Below are 15,202 nucleotides of genomic sequence, written 5' to 3' on the forward strand. Positions count from 1 at the left end.
TTAAGCGCGCAGGGATGTTTGTTATCGTCCGCCACGGAAACACTTTTGCCGCCGGAGAGCCGCCGCGCCGCATCGGCGCGCGCACCGATCTGCCGCTGACCGCGCAAGGTCAGGCGCAGGCCGAGGCGCTGGGCGCCCATTTCGCGGCGCTGGGTTGGCGCTTTTCCCGCGTGCTGACCTCGCCCCTGCTGCGCACCCGCGCCACGGCTCAGGCGATTGTGGCGGCGCAAAGCGACATCCCTGTGCCCGAGTCATGCGACTGGCTGGCCGAAATCGACCATGGGCCGGACGAGGACAAGGACGAAGCGACAGTTCTGGGCAGAATCGGCCATGATGCGCTTGCGGCATGGGATGCGCACGCCCTGCCCCCGCCGGACTGGCGGGTCGATGCCGAACAGCGGCTGAGCGGATGGCGGGCGCTTTTTGCCTCGCCCCCCGCCGATGGCCCGATCCTGCTGGTCACCAGCAATGGCGCTGCGCGTTTCGCGCTGCTGGCCGATCCGGCGTTGCAGGCGGCGATGCGGGACATTCCCGGCCTCAAACTGCCCACCGGCGCCTATGGCCTGCTGCGCCGCGATGCGCGCGGGCAATTGGAAATCGCCGCATGGGGGCAGAGGCCGTGACCGCGCCTTTGCTGCGCGCGCCGCCTTTTCCGGGGGTGGGGCCCATCCATGTGACCCTTGACGGTGTCGAGGCCGCAGATGGCGATCCCGCAGCCCTTTTCGCCCGCCTGCGCGCGGCGCGGGTCGGCGGAGCCTTCTGGGACGCGCCCGTCGGGCTGCCCGGCCCGGCCGCGATGGTCGCGCGCCCGCGCGATGCCGCAGAGGTTGCCGCCTTGGCGCCCGCCTCCCCAGCCCTGTGGGTCGCCGCCTCGCCGGCGCGCGCCTTGCGTCAGGCGCTGGCCCGCCGGACCGAGCGCGAAGGCGGCGAATGGCGCGCGGCTGTCGATCCTTGGTCGGCGTTGGCCGGGGCCGGACAATTGCTGGCCCATGGCGATGACGAATGGGTCGCGCTGGCCCGCATCGCCGGGGTGCCGGTGTGCGTGCTGTCGCCGGGCCGCTTTGGCACGCCGGGCGAGGACGATGCCGCGCTCGACCGCCATGCCTTTCGCGCCCTGACATCGGCGCACTATCGCGATCCCTTTACCGGCAGCCCTTCCACGCTGGAGGCCACCATCGACCTTCTGGCGGAATGGCGGCGCATCATCGAGGCCAATCGCGGCATTGTCGTGGCCAGCGGCATGGCATGGTGGAAACGCGCCGAAATCCGACGTTTCCTGTGGTCGAGCGCGGACAATCTGCGCATGGTGTCCAGCCCGCGCCGCGCCCTGACCACGGCCCGGCGCCGGGGCGGAGCGGTGGCGATCTGGCCCTCGCGCGTGTCGCCCGTCCTGCTGGCCGAGGCCAAGGCGCAGGGCGTGCCGCTGGTCAGGGTCGAGGATGGCTTTGTCCGCTCGGTGGGGCTGGGCAGCAATCTCGTGCCGCCCTCCTCGATCGTGGTTGACCGGGGCGGCATCCATTTCGACCCGTCGCGGCCCAGCGATCTGGAAGCGATTCTGGCCCGGACCGCTTTTTCCCCCGAACTGCTCGAGCGCGCCCGCTCCTTGCGCGAAACCATCGTCGCGGCCGGGATCAGCAAATATGCCGCCGGTACCGCTGAAAATGCCCCCCGGCGCGGGGCGCGGCGATTGGTGCTGGTGCCCGGACAGGTCGAGGATGACATGTCGGTGATCGCGGGCGGCGGCGGTTTGCGTTCGAATCTGGAATTGCTGCGCCGGGCGCGCGCGCTCGAACCCGACGCCGAGATCTGGTTCCGCCCGCACCCCGATGTCGATGCGGGTCATCGCAAGGGCGCCGTGCCCGATGGCGAAGTGCTGCAACTGGCCGACCGGATCGCGCGGGGTGGGGGCATGGCGCCGCTGCTCGATACGGTCGATGGGGTCCATGTGCTGACCTCGCTGACCGGATTTGAGGCATTGATGCGCGGGCGGGATGTGACGTGCCATGGCACGCCCTTCTATGCCGGATGGGGCCTGACGCGCGATCTGGGCGCGGTGCCTGACCGGCGCGGGCGGGCGTTGGCGCTGGACGAACTGGTCGCGGGCGTGCTGATCCTCTATCCGCGCTATCTCGATCCGGTCACCGGCTTGCCCTGCCCGCCCGAAGTGCTGGTCGGCCGCATGGCCAGCGACCGCGCGCGCAACCGTCTGGAATGGATCGCCCCGCTGCGCCGCTGGCAAGGGCAGTTGATGGCTCGCCTGAACCGGAGAGGCACGAAATGAGCGCCGTCATTCTGGACATCTCCCGGCTGATTTCGCGGGTGCATTATTCCACGCCCTCGGGAGTCGACCGGGTCGAGATGGCCTATGCCCGCGGGATGCTGGCTCATTATGGCGATGATCTGGCCTTTGCCGCCGTACATCCCACCGGTCTTTATGGTCGCCTGTTGCGCAAGGCGGCGCTGGCCTATCTCGATGAGCTGGAGCGGCGCTGGATGAGCGAGGAAAGCGGCGGCGCGCGAAAATCGGTGATCTCGAGTCTGCCGTGGATGGCTGCGCTCTGGCCCAGACGCGTGCGTCCGGCGGGCGGGAAAAGCGTCTATGTTCAGGTCTCGCCCCATCATCTGACCCGGCAGGATCTGATCCGCCGCATTCTGGCGCGCGAGAATGCGCGCTATCTCTGCATGATCCACGATCTGATCCCCATCGAATTTCCCGAATATGCCCGCCCCAACGGCGCCGATCTGCACCGCAAACGGATGGCCACGGTGGCCGCGCTGGCCGATGGGGTGATCGTCAATTCCGCCGCCACCGGGGCGTCCTTTGCCCCGTGGATTGCGCGGTCGGGGCGCGATATCGCCATGCATGTCGCCCTATTGGGCACCGAGAGCATGGCCGAGGCGCCGCCTGCGGTCTGGGCGGACGGGCGGCCCTATTTCGTCTGCATCGGCACGATCGAGCCGCGCAAGAACCACCTGCTGCTGCTCCATCTCTGGCGCCATCTGGCAGAGACTCTTCCACCCGCGCAGGTGCCCCGGCTGGTGGTGATCGGGCGGCGCGGCTGGGAAAACGAACAGGTGATCGACATGCTCGAGCGCTGCCCCGCGCTGAAGGGCCATGTTGAGGAGCTTAACGGCTGTCCCGACACGCAAATCGCCGGGCTGCTGCGGGGCGCGCGGGCGCTGCTGCTGCCCTCCTTTGCCGAGGGCTATGGCATGCCGGTGGCCGAGGCGCTATCGGTCGGCACGCCGGTGGTGTGCAGCGATCTGCCCGCCCTGCGCGAGGCGGGCGGAGATGTGCCCGATTATCTCGATCCGCTGGACGGGCCGGGCTGGAAGACGGCTATCCTCGACCATGCTGGCGGCGGCGCGCTGCACCAGGTGCAGCAACAGCGCATGGCATCATGGCACAATCCAAGCTGGGCCCGGCATATGGAGATCGTTGCCGAGGCGATTGCCCGGTTGCAGCGCTAACCGCTCTCAACCGCGCGGCGAGATGATCCGGCTGCGAAAGATCCAGTCGAGGAAGATCGCGGTGATCGCGTAATTGCCATGCTCGTCAACATAGTGGTGGCGCATGTGATGGCGCTTGAACGCCTTGCCCAGCCGCGAGCGCATCGGCCATTGATGACAGGCGAAATGCAGCAGGTCGTAGCCCACATAGCCAAGGATGAAGCCCAGAAACAGCCACGTCCCGCCGTGACCCACCAGCGCCATGCACCCCCACCAGATCAGCGCCGAAGCAGGCAGGCTGATCACCGGGGGCATCAGGTTGCGCATGTCGTCATTCGGGCTGCTGTGGTGGTTGCCGTGGATCAGGAACACCAGCCAGCGCGCGGGAGCCCAATTGGTTTCCCAATGGAACAAATAGCGGTGCATCACATATTCAAAGAGGCACCACACCACCAGCCCGCCCAGAAACAGCTCCAGCGCCTTCATCGGAGCGGCCGTTCCCCAAGCCGCCCAGAGCACAAACGGCAAAGCCACGCTCCAGATTATCGCGAATCCGAGCGGTGAGAGAACCGTAAGTTTCTCAAGCTGTTCATTCCTAAACAGTCTGATACGCTGCATGCTGGAATCTCGGCTGGTCATTACCCCCAAGTCTGGACAGCACCGAGTGATTGCTGTCAAGGGGTAAGCGGCAAACGGTTTTATAATCTACGGTATTGAACGTAAAACAGCTTTATGACTGATCGACTTCATCCGACCCGCACAATTGTTACTGGCGCCTCGGGTGAACTGGGTCAAGCGATGGCGCGGCAACTGGCGCAACCGGGGGCGCAACTTTCGCTTTGGGGGCGCGATGGGGAAAAACTGGCCGCCATTGCCGCGCAATGCAGGGCGCAAGGCGCGCTGGTCAATGTGCGTTCGCTTGATCTGACCGATGTGGCGGGCGCGGTCGCGGCTTTACTGGCCGAGGATGACGCCTGCCCGTTTGATATGGCGATCTTCGCCTCCGGGCTTGGCGATATCCGGGCCCAGGGCGCGCTGGTGGAGGACCCCGCGCAGGTCGCCCGGCTGATACAGGTTAATTTCACCGCCCCGGCGGCCATGGCGGCGGCCCTCGCCGGGCGGATGGCGGGGCGCAACAGCAAGGGCCGACTGGTTTTGATCAGCTCGGCCGCCGCCTTTCACGCCCTGCCCTTTGCCGCCTCCTATGCGGGCAGCAAGGCGGGGCTGTCGCGTTTCACCGATTCGCTGCGCATCGCCATGCGGCCCCATGGCGTGTCGGTTACACTGGCCTCTCCGGGCTTTATCGACACGGCGGCGGGCCGTGCGGTACCGGGCGCCCGCCCCATGCCGCTCTCGCCCGAGGAGGCGGCAAGGCGAATCCTGCGTGCGGCCATGGCGGGCCGAAAGGGCATGGGGCGCGCGCATTTGGTTACCCCATGGCATTTTGCCCTGCTGCGCCTGTTCGACCGGGCGCTGCCCCGGTTTCTGCGCGACCGCCTGCTGCGCTCGCTCGCCCCGCCGGGGTGGTAGCGATCATTCGGGCAGCAGGGGCCGCCCTTCCAGCCTGGCAATCGCGTGGCGAACCACCTTGTCCAGTGCTTCCTCGGAAAAGAAACCGCCCGGGATCAGGCAGCGGTCGATCAGCACCCGGCGAAACGCATCAAAGGTTTCCTTGTCAGGTGCAACGGGGTTCTGCCAGAAAGCGTCGAGCCCGTCCTGACAGGTGATGTCGGCAATGTCATAGACCGCGCTGCCCATCGCCACCACCGGGACGCCCATGGCCAGCGCCAAGGTGCCGCTGGTGCTGTTAATCGTCACCATGCCCTGCGCCCGCCGGGTGACAGGGACAATGTCGCCCCAGTCCATGTAATCGACCCTTTCGGCAATGCCGAGCATCGCGGCAATCCTGGCGGTTTCCTGCCGCCAGTCGCGCACTCCGTTGTCGAGCGGATGCTCTTTGACCACCAGCCGCGCATGGGCGGGCGCATGGGCCGCAAAAGAGCCCAGCACCAGCTTGAGCGCCTCGGCAATGCCGGAAAAGGGCGAATGCAGGCGGATCTGGGCATCCGAATCAAGCTGGAGCGGAAAGATGAAATAGGGCTGGTCGCTTGTTTCCAGCCGGGCGATCAGTTCCGCGCCACGCGCGCGCTTTTCCTTGCCCTGACGCAGCTTGCGCAGCCACCCCATGCCCTCGACCAGCGGCGGCCATGGCCGATGGTTGTTCCAGTGGGGATAGCGCCAGCGGGTAAACACATCGGCGACGTTGTAGATCAGCCCCTCGGTCGCCCGGCGGCGGAACGAGGAAGGGACCTGCGCATGGGGCGGAACGGGCGGCAGAGCGGCGGCGGTTTCACGATACCACACCGGATCGCGCGGCAAAGAGGAATGGCCATTGACCCCGCCCAGCTCCAGCGTCACCCAATCGGGCCGGATATAGCCTTCCTCGAACACATGGACGGGGATGCCCATCTCCTGACACACCTGTCGCGCGATCAGATGGTGCGGACGGCAATCGCCAAAAAGCACCACATCGGTGATTCCCTTGTCCCCTATCAGCCGCCGCAACGCCCCGGGCCACTCCTCCAGCGAGCCGCGATAATCCATGCCGTTGGGCAGGCGCCAGAACGCCCGGTCGCCACCGTTGAAATTGACCTTGTGGACGCTATGTCCGTCGCGCATCAGCCCGCGACCCAGCCATCGGAACAACGGCCCCATCAGCCCCTGCAACAGCAGCACATGACGCCTGGCGCCGCCCGACCAGGTGTATTCCGCGGTTTCGGCAAGAGCCGGGGACGCGGCCGAAATATCTGGCATGTGCAAAAACGCTCCATCCAACAGCAATGCGAAAGGCCGGGACACGCTTGCCCCTGTTCTTTGCTCCGGCGTTAGTCCCCTCCCATGTATCGGGCAAGACTCGGAAAGATCTATATTTGAAACACGAGACCTGATGACACTGTCCACAGAGCAGGCTATGGCCCGGCCGCGTGATGAGGCGCACGGAAATCGACCTGAAGGGGTCAACGGGGTGAACAGGATCTGCTTAGGGCGATATCCGAGGTGCTGACCTTTGCAGCTTTGCTCGTGATGGTCATGGCGCTCGATGCGCTGGTCCATCCCCGGCCTCGCCTGCCGGGGCGCAGCCTGATCGGCCTATGGCTGATGGGCTGGACGACAATCGCGCTGTTCGGCCTGTTTCTGATGTTCAGCGGCAGCATTATGGTTGCAGCGGTGCTGGTGCTGGCGCTGGCCGCCCTGTTTGCGCTGGCCTCGAACGCCAAACATGCGATGCTGGGTGAACCGTTGCTTTTTTCCGATCTGGCACTCGTCGGGGCGGTGTTCCGGCATCCGCAATTCTATCTTTCCGCCGTCCGGCCATGGCAAAGGGTGGCGGTCGGGCTGATCGCGCTGGCGCTGGTGGCGGTGCTGGTATGGCTGTTCGATCCTACGGTGGCGCCGCATCTGGCGGGTGCGGCGCTGTTGGCGGGCGGGCTGGTCGTGCTGGCGTTCAGCCTGCGGGCGTGTCGTCCTCTTGTCACCATGCCCAATGCCCATGGCGATGTCCGCCGCCATGGGCTGGTGCCGGTGCTGGTGCTGTACTGGCGACGGTGGCGGGCGAGTCAGGACCCCGCCCCCTGCCCCTCCGTGGCGCGACATGCGCCCGATGATGACGCCCCCGAATTGGTGATCATCATCCAATGTGAATCCTTTGCCGATCCGCATGAACTCTTCAGCCCCGACCATCCCGCCCAACCCGATTTCGCCCTCCCCGGCCTAGCCGCCGCCCGGGCGCAGGCATGGCAATGGGGCCGCCTCGAGGTCAGCGGCTTTGGCGCCTATACGATGCGCACCGAATATGGTGTGCTGTTTGGGCGCGACGAGGATGTGCTCGGTTTCCGCCGCTATGACCCCTTCCTTACCGCATTGGGCGAGGCATCCTATGCGCTGCCCGCGCGGTTGCAGGCGGCCAACTGGCGCAGCCTCTTTGTCCACCCGCATGACATGCGCTTTTACGGCCGCGACGCGATCATGCCCGCAGCCGGTTTTGACGAACTGGTGGGCGAGGAAAGGTTTGACCCGCCCCGGCCCGAGGACGGCCGCTATGTCACCGATGCGGCCATGGCCGATGCGATCCACACGCTGGCATCGCAGGCCGACGGGCCGACCATGATCTATGCCGTGACCATCGAAAACCACGGCCCATGGGCACCCGAGGAGGCCGCAGGCGCCGAGCGCGATCTGGTCCGCAGCTATCTGCGGCTGGTCGGCAACAGCGATGCCATGCTGGCCACGCTGGTCGAGCGGATGGCGCAGGCGGGGCGGCCGGCGATGCTGGTCTTTTTCGGCGACCATCGCCCCAGCATCCCCGGCGCGACCCGGCCGGGCGGCGCGCGGCATACGCCCTATGTGATGGTCCGCCTCGATGCACAGGGGCAATATGTGCGCGGATCGGATCAACGCATCGACCTGACCCCGGCGCAATTGCACCATGCCGTGCTGGATGTGGTGCTGGGCGCGCGAAAGGACTGATCGTCCCGGCGTTCAGCGCGTCGATGAAGGGAAATGGTGCACCCGACAGGATTCGAACCTGTGACCCCTGCCTTCGGAGGGCAGTACTCTATCCAGCTGAGCTACGGATGCGCACCGAATGTCTGCGCGGTTAGCAGCGCTTGACCGTCGTGGCCAGAGATTTTCGCTATAAGGTAAAAAAGTTTGCTGTATTAGGTTTTTGGCAAGGCCTAGGTTTTATAATGGCGGTTCATGGAACCCTTGCCCTCCTCTTCCGATGCTCTGGCCCAATCGGGGGCTTTGCCTGACGACAATGTCGATCCGCTGGGCATGCGCTGGGGCGCGCTGCGCGAAGCGGCGCGGGCGATTGCCGCACTGGCCGGGGAAAATTCCGCGCAGGAAGTGGCCGCGCTGCTGGCTTTTCCGACCGGTTTGCGCGGGGCCGATCCGCGCCGGGCGCGGCTGATCGAACAATCCATCGGCGATTTGGTCGCCATTATGGAGCCGGGCGTGGCGGCGCTGCTCTCGGTGCATGAACGCGGCGGCGATGTGGTGCCCGCAGCGCGCGCGCTGTGGCAGGAGTTCACCTCGGCACGGCGCGGCTTGCTGGCGCTGGCCCCGGCAAGCGACGATCAGGGCTTGTAAGTTCGCCTTCTGTTCCTAGAATGGCGGGATGGATATTTCGCCTGATTCGCTGATTCCCGATGGCATGCCCGCCGATGCTCTGGCGGTCGCGCGCGGAATTTCCCGCCTGTTTGCCCGCAACGATATCTGGTGCATGGCCGAAATGCCGCTGCGCAACGGGCGGCGGGCCGACCTGATGGGCATCGACGCCAAGGGACAGGTCATCATCGTCGAAATCAAAGTGGCCCGCGCCGACCTGATGGGCGATGGCAAATGGACCGACTATCTCGACCATTGCGACCGCTTCTTCTGGGGGCTGGCCAGCCATCTCGACCGCGCCTGCATGGAAAGCGAAGCCTTTCGCCCCGACCAATGTGGCCTGATTGTGGCCGATGGCTATGACGCCGAAATCCTGCGGCCCGCGCCTTTGATGCCGCTGGCCCCGGCGCGCCGCAAGGTCGAGGTGGAGCGGTTGGCGCGGGCGGCCCTGCGGCGGCAGGCGGTGGCGTTGGATCCAAGGATCGGGCAGTGGGGTGGGGCTTGATCGGGGTTTGAAGAAGGAAGGATGAATGCGAGGGACTAGTCCCTCGCGCTCCCGTTACTGTCTGCGTGGCGCTTTGGGTTCAGCCAATGGGTGTCGGACGCAGCGTTTGAAGTTTAAAGCCTGCGGCGCGGATAGAGATGAGCTTGCCGCGCCGCAGGCTTTACAACCGAAGCCCCACCCACCCGCTTACGAACCAAAGCGCAACCCCATTAACGGGATTGCAAAGGGCCCCCGCCCTTTGCCCGCCGGAGGCATCTTAACCCCCTGCAAAACCAAAAAAAGGGCCACCCGAAGGCAGCCCCCTTTTCCATACCGAGAAACCGAAGCGCTTATTCGCGCCCTTCGGCCTCCGCAGCGCGCTTGGCAGCGAGCCATGCGGCGGCTTCGGCTTCCTGGGCGGCTTCGCTGGCGGCCTTGGCCTGAGCCTCGCGGGCGGCGCGCAGTTCTTCGATCAGCGCGTCGCGGTCGCTGCCCAGACGCTGGACGTCGGCCTCGTCATCCTCGGCGCTGCGGCCCTTGGCGGCCTTGGCCACCATCGCGTCCAGTTCGCGCTGCGAGCACAGGCCCAGCGTCACAGGATCCTTGGCGGTGATGTTGCCGATGTTCCAGTGGCTGCGGTCGCGGATCGCGGCGATGGTCGTGCGGGTGGTGCCGATCAGCTTGCTGATCTGGGCATCCGACACTTCGGGGTGGTTGCGCAGGATCCAGGCGATGCCGTCGGGCTTGTCCTGACGCTTGGACACCGGCGTATAGCGCGGGCCCTTGGTGCGGCTGACGGTGACGGGCGCCTTGAACATCTTGAGGCGATAGTTGGGGTCGTTCTGGCCGCGTTCGATTTCGATGGCGGTCAGTTCGCCCGCGCGCAGCGGATCGCGGCCCATATACTTGGCGCTGGTCAGATCGTCGGCCATGGCCTGCACTTCGAGAATGTGCAGTCCGCAGAAGTCTGCGATCTGCTCAAACGTGAGCGCGGTATTGTCGACAAGCCACGAGGCCGTTGCATGCGGCATCAGCGGGGTGGGCTGGGTCACGGGTCATCTCCGAGCGTGTTTGAGGCGGGAAAAACCCGCCAAAACCGGGCACAAAATAGAAGGGCCGCCCCTTCACGGAGCGGCCTAACCTTTTCCCCATAAGCGCGGGATTGATTCTGGGCAAGCGTTTTGCCGCAAAATCGCGCGGATTTGCGCCGTTAATTCAGCGGCACAAAGCCCGGCAGGGCCTCAATCCGGCCAATCCAGCGCTGGATGGCGGGAAAATCATCCAGAACGAAGCCGCCTTCCCCGGCCACGTGGGTATAGGCAAAGAGCGCGATATCGGCCAGCGTGATGCCATTACCGACAAACCAGTCATGCACCGCCAGATGTTCGTCCATCAGCCGCAGCGCCGCCTCGCCCGCGCTGCGCTTGGCATCCAATTGCCCCTTTTGCGCCTCGCTCAGGTTTTCCTCGCCCAGGTAGGCCAGCCAGAAGCGCAGGGTAGCGACATTGGGTTCGTGGTTATATTGTTCAAAGAACATCCAGCGCAGCATGTCGGCCTGCGCAAAACGGTCGGTGGGGATCAGGCGCGAACCGCTGGCCAGATACCAGCAGGCCGCATTGCTTTCGGGCAAAAAGCGGATGCCGCTGGCCCCGGCGATTTCCAGCACCGGGATGCGGCCATTGGCATTGACCCGCGCCAGAAACTCGGACGTCCGCGTCTCGCCCTTGCGGATATCATAAGCCCGCCGCGACAGAGGCAGGCCCAGCAAGGCCGCCGTCAGCCGGATCTTGTAGCAATTGGCCGAAATCGGGTCCTCATGCAGGACGAAAGCCTGTCCATGCAGCGAGGCTTTCCAGATCATGTCATCGGGAAAGGCCAGTTCAACGGCCTGACCGACATTCACCCCGTCCTGACCATGCACGGCATAGGGCAGGCTGAGCGTGGAATCGACATGCGAGGACGAGATGCAGCAGCGCCCGGAGAGCTTGCCGCCCTCATCGCCGCGCCATTCCTGCCCGGCCCTGGCGGCGCCTTCAAAGACGCGCTCCATGTCGTTCCAGGTGACCGCGCCGCGTCCCTTGCGGATTTCCACCCATGCCCGGTCATCGCTCAGACGCAGCAACGGATAGCTCATATCACCTCCAGCACAATCTTGCCGACCAGATCGCCCGATTCCATCTGCGCATGAGCCTGTGCCGCCTGTTCGAGCGGATAGGTGCGCGCCATGACGGGGCGGACCTCGCCCTCATCGACCAGCGGCCAGACATTGGCGGCGATTTCCTGCGCCAGCAGCACCTTGAAAGCGTTGGAGCGCGCCCGCAGCGTCGATCCCGTCAGCGTCAGGCGCCGCGCCATGACCTGCCACATCGGCACCTCGGCCTTGGCCCCGCCCTGAACCGCGATGGTGACATGGCGCCCGTCATCGGCCAGGCATTTCAGATTGCGCGCCACATAATCGCCCGCCACCATGTCCAGCACCAGATGCACGCCTTCGCCACGGCTGATGCGCTTGACCTCTTCGACGAAATCATGGCTGCGGTAATTGATCGCATGGGCCGCGCCCAGTTCGATCGCGCGTTCGCATTTCTCGTCGCTGCCGCAGGTGACGATCATCTCCAGCCCGAAGGCCTTACCCAGTGTAATCGCCATCGTGCCGATCCCGCTGGTGCCGCCATGGACCAGCACGCGTTCGCCCTCACTGGCCCAGCCGCGTTCGAACACATTGTGCCACACGGTAAACAGCGTCTCGGGAATCGCGGCCGCCTCGACCATCGAGAGACCATCGGGCACGGGCAGGCATATGCCCGCCTCGGCAATACAGTATTGTGCGTATCCCCCGCCATTGACCAGCGCGCAGACATTCTGGCCCAGCAATGCGGGATCGGCGCCCGCCCCAAGCGCCACCACCTCGCCCGCGATTTCCAGCCCCAGAATCGGGGAATGCCCCTTGGGCGCGGGATATTGGCCAAGACGTTGAATCACATCGGGCCGGTTGACCCCGGCAGCGGCCACCTTGATCAAAACCTGACCCGCGCCGGGCATCGGCACCGCCAGATCCGACACTTTCAGGACCTGCGCCGGCCCCGGAGAATCGAATGTCACCGCCTTCATAAATTCGGGAAGCACAGACCCCATGATTGCCCCGCGATGCTGTAATACACTATTTAACTGTAATCCCTAGCCTCACGCCCTGTTGACAGCAAGCGAAAGCAGTCCGATGCTGTTGCCAATGGAAGATGAAGATCGCCCCCATGCTTTGGCAAGCGGTCGCAAGGACGCTGCGGCCTCCCTCTCTTTGGAGAGCCTTGAGCCTTATTCGATTGACGAACTGGATACGCGCGTGGCTCTGCTGGAAGCCGAGATCGCGCGGGTTCGTGCACACAAGGCCCGCAGCGCCGCCAACCGCCTTGCCGCCGAGGCGCTGTTTCGGACATCCGCCCCATCGGCCCCGTCCTCATCGGGTGCGACAAGCTGATGCGCGCGCCCCCTCGTAATTGTGCAGGGGATCGCCATATGGGCTTTATCACACCTGTTGTCGCATATCCTGCCGAGGTATCATCCCGGCTTGCTCGCCCATCCCTTCCCTCCAGCCCCCTGCCCTCTTAGTAGCGAAAGCGCGATCAATGCCCAGTTTCGCCCAAAGTCTCGAAAAGACCCTCCACGCGGCACTCAGCCAGGCGTCGGAGCGCAGCCATGAATATGCAACGCTGGAGCATCTCCTGCTGGCGTTGATCGACGATCCCGATGCGTCGCAGGTGATGATCGCCTGCGGTGTGGATCTGGGCGATCTGGCCGAGGCGGTGAAGCAATATCTGGATCAGGAATACCAGAGCCTGAAAACCAAGGAAAAGGGCGATCCGGCCCCCACCGCCGGTTTCCAGCGCGTGATCCAGCGCGCCATCCTGCATGTTCAATCCAGCGGCAAGGATACAGTCACCGGCGCCAATGTGCTGGTCGCGCTGTTTTCCGAACGCGATTCCTATGCGGTCTATTTCCTGCAGCAGCAGGACATGAGCCGTCTGGATGCCGTCAGCTTTATCAGCCACGGCATCGGCAAGGGCGGCAAGAAGATCGAGGACAAGAGCCCCAAGGGCGCCGAGGCCGAAGAACCGCGTCAGGAAGAAAAGCAGGAAACCAAGTCGGCGGGCAGCGCCAACAAGAAGGATTCCGCGCTTGACCAGTTCTGCGTCAACCTCAATGAAAAGGCGCTGGGCGGCAAGGTCGATCCGCTGATCGGGCGCGGGCCCGAGGTGGACCGCACCATCCAGATCCTGTGCCGCCGGTCGAAGAACAACCCGCTTTATGTTGGCGACCCCGGCGTGGGCAAAACCGCGATTGCCGAGGGTCTTGCGCGCAAGATCGTCGAGGGCGAAGTGCCCGAAGTGTTGGCCAATGCGGTGATCTATTCGCTCGACATGGGCTCGCTGCTGGCGGGCACGCGCTATCGCGGCGATTTTGAAGAGCGGTTGAAGCAGGTCGTTTCGGAACTCGAAAAGATGCCGCACGCGATCCTCTTCATCGACGAGATCCACACCGTCATCGGCGCCGGCGCGACCAGCGGCGGGGCGATGGATGCGTCCAACCTCCTGAAGCCCGCGCTCTCGGGCGGTTCGATCCGCTGCATCGGTTCGACGACCTACAAGGAATTCCGCAATCACTTCGAAAAGGACCGCGCCCTGCTGCGCCGGTTCCAGAAGATCGATGTGAACGAACCGAGCATCGAGGACACGATCAAGATCCTGAAAGGTCTGCGCACCGCGTTTGAAGATCACCATAAGGTGAAATACACGCCGGGCGCGATCAAGTCGGCGGTGGAACTGTCCGCGCGCTACATCAACGACCGCAAGCTGCCCGACAAGGCGATCGACGTGATCGACGAAGTGGGCGCGATGCAGATGCTGGTGCCGCCCTCCAAGCGCAAGAAGACCATCACCGAGCGCGAGATCGAGGCCGTGATCGCCACGATGGCGCGCATCCCGCCCAAGTCGGTCAGCAAGGACGACCGCGCGGTGCTGGGCCATCTGGAACGCGACCTCAAGCGTCAGGTGTTTGGTCAGGACAAGGCCATCGAAGTGCTCTCCTCGGCCATGAAGCTGAGCCGGGCGGGCCTGCGCGATCCGGACAAGCCGATCGGCTGTTTCCTGTTCTCCGGCCCCACGGGCGTCGGCAAGACTGAGGTGGCCAAGCGTCTGTCGGAAATCATGGGCATCCCGCTCCAGCGTTTCGACATGTCGGAATATATGGAGCGTCATTCGGTCTCGCGCCTGATCGGTGCCCCTCCGGGCTATGTCGGCTTTGATCAGGGCGGTCTGCTCACCGATGCCATTGACCAGCAACCGCATTGCGTGCTGCTGCTCGACGAAATCGAAAAGGCCCATCCGGATCTGTTCAACATCCTGCTTCAGGTGATGGACAATGGCCGCCTGACCGATCACCACGGCAAGACGGTCGATTTCCGTAACGTGATCCTGATCATGACCACCAATGCGGGCGCGTCCGACATGGCGCGCAGCGGCATCGGCTTTGGCGACATCTCCAAGGCGGATGCGGGCGAGGAAGCGGTCAAGAACCTCTTCACCCCCGAATTCCGCAACCGTCTGGATGCGATCGTGCCCTTTGCCTATCTGGGCAAGGAAGTGGTCAGCCGCGTGGTGGACAAGTTCATCCTCCAGCTCGAACTGCAGCTGGCCGATCAGAACGTGCATATCCAGTTCGATGCGGCAGCGCGCGAATGGCTGGGTGATCGCGGCTATGACCGGCTCTATGGCGCGCGGCCGATGTCGCGCCTCATTCAGGACAAGGTCAAGCAACCGCTGGCCGAGGAACTGTTGTTCGGCAAGCTGGCCCATGGCGGCGAGGTCAATGTCACGGTCAAGGAAGGCGAGGATGGCAGGAGCGAGCTGACCTTCCTGCTCGTGCCGGCCGCGCCCAAGCTGGACGCGAAAAAGACGCCCAAGGGCAAGAAGAAGTCCAGCGCCGCATCCGAGCCGTCCGAAAACGGCGGCGAGAATGAGGGCGAGAGCGAATAAGTCGATAAATCAAAGGATTGAAGGGTGGGGCAAAACGTCCCGCCCTTCAATTCTCCCTTTTCGTAAAGCC

General features: G+C 64.6%; 14 protein-coding genes and 1 tRNA gene. 9 read left to right on the forward strand and 6 right to left on the reverse strand.

Annotation, left to right across the window (positions count from 1 at the left end; all coding sequences use genetic code 11):
• Window positions 1-14: 14 nt before the first annotated feature.
• From FHW92_RS10510 to FHW92_RS10520, 3 genes are read left to right on the forward strand one after another with little or no spacing between them, the layout of a single operon-like run.
• Complete coding sequence (locus FHW92_RS10510; protein WP_168603205.1) at window positions 15-623, forward strand: histidine phosphatase family protein; 609 nt, start codon at window positions 15-17, stop codon at window positions 621-623.
• Entirely contained in the window at window positions 605-2,281 is a 1,677-nt protein-coding gene (locus FHW92_RS10515; protein WP_168603206.1) for a beta-3-deoxy-D-manno-oct-2-ulosonic acid transferase, read from the forward strand. Before FHW92_RS10510 ends, FHW92_RS10515 begins: the two co-directional genes overlap by 19 nt.
• A complete protein-coding gene (locus tag FHW92_RS10520; RefSeq protein WP_168603207.1) occupies window positions 2,278-3,471 on the forward strand; it encodes a glycosyltransferase family 1 protein in 1,194 nt (397 codons plus the stop codon). Before FHW92_RS10515 ends, FHW92_RS10520 begins: the two co-directional genes overlap by 4 nt.
• A 6-nt stretch (window positions 3,472-3,477) precedes the next feature.
• Here FHW92_RS10520 and FHW92_RS10525 read toward each other — a convergent pair whose 3' ends face one another.
• The gene (locus FHW92_RS10525) at window positions 3,478-3,984 is read right to left on the reverse strand and encodes a sterol desaturase family protein (RefSeq protein WP_349237671.1); all 507 of its coding nucleotides are present in this window, start codon (window positions 3,982-3,984) and stop codon (window positions 3,478-3,480) included.
• 198 nt (window positions 3,985-4,182) lie between these two features.
• On the opposite strand from FHW92_RS10525, the gene FHW92_RS10530 reads away from it, so the two are divergent.
• Entirely contained in the window at window positions 4,183-4,980 is a 798-nt protein-coding gene (locus FHW92_RS10530) for an SDR family NAD(P)-dependent oxidoreductase (protein ID WP_168603209.1), read from the forward strand.
• 3 nt (window positions 4,981-4,983) lie between these two features.
• On the opposite strand, the gene FHW92_RS10535 is transcribed toward FHW92_RS10530, so the two are convergent.
• Window positions 4,984-6,165 (reverse strand): capsular biosynthesis protein, encoded by a 1,182-nt coding sequence (locus FHW92_RS10535; protein WP_168603564.1) that lies wholly within the window; start codon window positions 6,163-6,165, stop codon window positions 4,984-4,986.
• 342 nt (window positions 6,166-6,507) lie between these two features.
• Here FHW92_RS10535 and FHW92_RS10540 point away from each other — a divergent pair, with 342 nt between their 5' ends.
• The gene (locus tag FHW92_RS10540; RefSeq protein ID WP_168603210.1) at window positions 6,508-7,977 is read left to right on the forward strand and encodes an LTA synthase family protein; all 1,470 of its coding nucleotides are present in this window, start codon (window positions 6,508-6,510) and stop codon (window positions 7,975-7,977) included.
• Between the two features lie 34 nt (window positions 7,978-8,011).
• Here the strand turns inward: FHW92_RS10540 and FHW92_RS10545 are convergent.
• A tRNA-Arg gene (locus FHW92_RS10545) sits at window positions 8,012-8,088 on the reverse strand.
• A 120-nt stretch (window positions 8,089-8,208) separates the two neighbouring features.
• Here FHW92_RS10545 and FHW92_RS10550 point away from each other — a divergent pair.
• Both FHW92_RS10550 and FHW92_RS10555 read left to right on the forward strand, forming a co-directional pair.
• Window positions 8,209-8,601 carry a hypothetical protein gene (locus tag FHW92_RS10550; RefSeq protein WP_168603211.1) on the forward strand — a complete coding sequence of 131 codons (393 nt, stop codon included), beginning with the start codon at window positions 8,209-8,211 and terminating at the stop codon, window positions 8,599-8,601.
• Window positions 8,602-8,629: 28 nt separating this feature from the next.
• Window positions 8,630-9,124: an MmcB family DNA repair protein gene (locus FHW92_RS10555; RefSeq protein ID WP_168603212.1), complete on the forward strand. Its 495-nt coding sequence runs from the start codon at window positions 8,630-8,632 to the stop codon at window positions 9,122-9,124.
• A 329-nt stretch (window positions 9,125-9,453) separates the two neighbouring features.
• Here FHW92_RS10555 and FHW92_RS10560 read toward each other — a convergent pair whose 3' ends face one another.
• The 3 genes from FHW92_RS10560 to FHW92_RS10570 form a co-directional block, all read right to left on the reverse strand.
• Entirely contained in the window at window positions 9,454-10,155 is a 702-nt protein-coding gene (locus tag FHW92_RS10560) for a DUF1013 domain-containing protein (RefSeq protein WP_168603213.1), read from the reverse strand.
• A 158-nt stretch (window positions 10,156-10,313) separates the two neighbouring features.
• Entirely contained in the window at window positions 10,314-10,964 is a 651-nt protein-coding gene (locus tag FHW92_RS10565; RefSeq protein WP_168603565.1) for a glutathione S-transferase family protein, read from the reverse strand.
• A gap of 269 nt (window positions 10,965-11,233) precedes the next feature.
• Window positions 11,234-12,238, reverse strand: a complete 1,005-nt coding sequence (locus FHW92_RS10570) for an NAD(P)H-quinone oxidoreductase (protein ID WP_168603214.1) — start codon at window positions 12,236-12,238, stop codon at window positions 11,234-11,236.
• A 94-nt stretch (window positions 12,239-12,332) separates the two neighbouring features.
• Between FHW92_RS10570 and FHW92_RS10575 the strand changes: the two genes are divergently transcribed.
• Complete coding sequence (locus FHW92_RS10575) at window positions 12,333-12,578, forward strand: DUF1192 domain-containing protein (protein ID WP_168603215.1); 246 nt, start codon at window positions 12,333-12,335, stop codon at window positions 12,576-12,578.
• 148 nt (window positions 12,579-12,726) lie between these two features.
• Window positions 12,727-15,132: an ATP-dependent Clp protease ATP-binding subunit ClpA gene (gene clpA, locus FHW92_RS10580; RefSeq protein ID WP_246870059.1), complete on the forward strand. Its 2,406-nt coding sequence runs from the start codon at window positions 12,727-12,729 to the stop codon at window positions 15,130-15,132.
• The last annotated feature ends 70 nt before the right edge of the window (window positions 15,133-15,202 follow it).

This window comes from Novosphingobium sp. SG707, from assembly GCF_012275515.1.
Classification (GTDB): Bacteria; Pseudomonadota; Alphaproteobacteria; order Sphingomonadales; family Sphingomonadaceae; genus Novosphingobium.

Bases quoted from the DNA above. Each gene is read 5' to 3' on its own strand.
- FHW92_RS10550 (WP_168603211.1), top strand. From the start codon at position 8,209: ATGGAACCCTTGCCCTCCTCTTCCGATGCTCTGGCCCAATCGGGGGCT.
- FHW92_RS10515 (WP_168603206.1), top strand. From the start codon at position 605: ATGGGGGCAGAGGCCGTGACCGCGCCTTTGCTGCGCGCGCCGCCTTTT.
- FHW92_RS10570 (WP_168603214.1), bottom strand. From the start codon at position 12,238: ATGGGGTCTGTGCTTCCCGAATTTATGAAGGCGGTGACATTCGATTCT.
- FHW92_RS10575 (WP_168603215.1), top strand. From the start codon at position 12,333: ATGGAAGATGAAGATCGCCCCCATGCTTTGGCAAGCGGTCGCAAGGAC.
- FHW92_RS10520 (WP_168603207.1), top strand. From the start codon at position 2,278: ATGAGCGCCGTCATTCTGGACATCTCCCGGCTGATTTCGCGGGTGCAT.
- FHW92_RS10555 (WP_168603212.1), top strand. From the start codon at position 8,630: ATGGATATTTCGCCTGATTCGCTGATTCCCGATGGCATGCCCGCCGAT.
- clpA (WP_246870059.1), top strand. From the start codon at position 12,727: ATGCCCAGTTTCGCCCAAAGTCTCGAAAAGACCCTCCACGCGGCACTC.
- FHW92_RS10565 (WP_168603565.1), bottom strand. From the start codon at position 10,964: ATGATCTGGAAAGCCTCGCTGCATGGACAGGCTTTCGTCCTGCATGAG.
- FHW92_RS10530 (WP_168603209.1), top strand. From the start codon at position 4,183: ATGACTGATCGACTTCATCCGACCCGCACAATTGTTACTGGCGCCTCG.
- FHW92_RS10535 (WP_168603564.1), bottom strand. From the start codon at position 6,165: ATGGGGCCGTTGTTCCGATGGCTGGGTCGCGGGCTGATGCGCGACGGA.
- FHW92_RS10510 (WP_168603205.1), top strand. From the start codon at position 15: ATGTTTGTTATCGTCCGCCACGGAAACACTTTTGCCGCCGGAGAGCCG.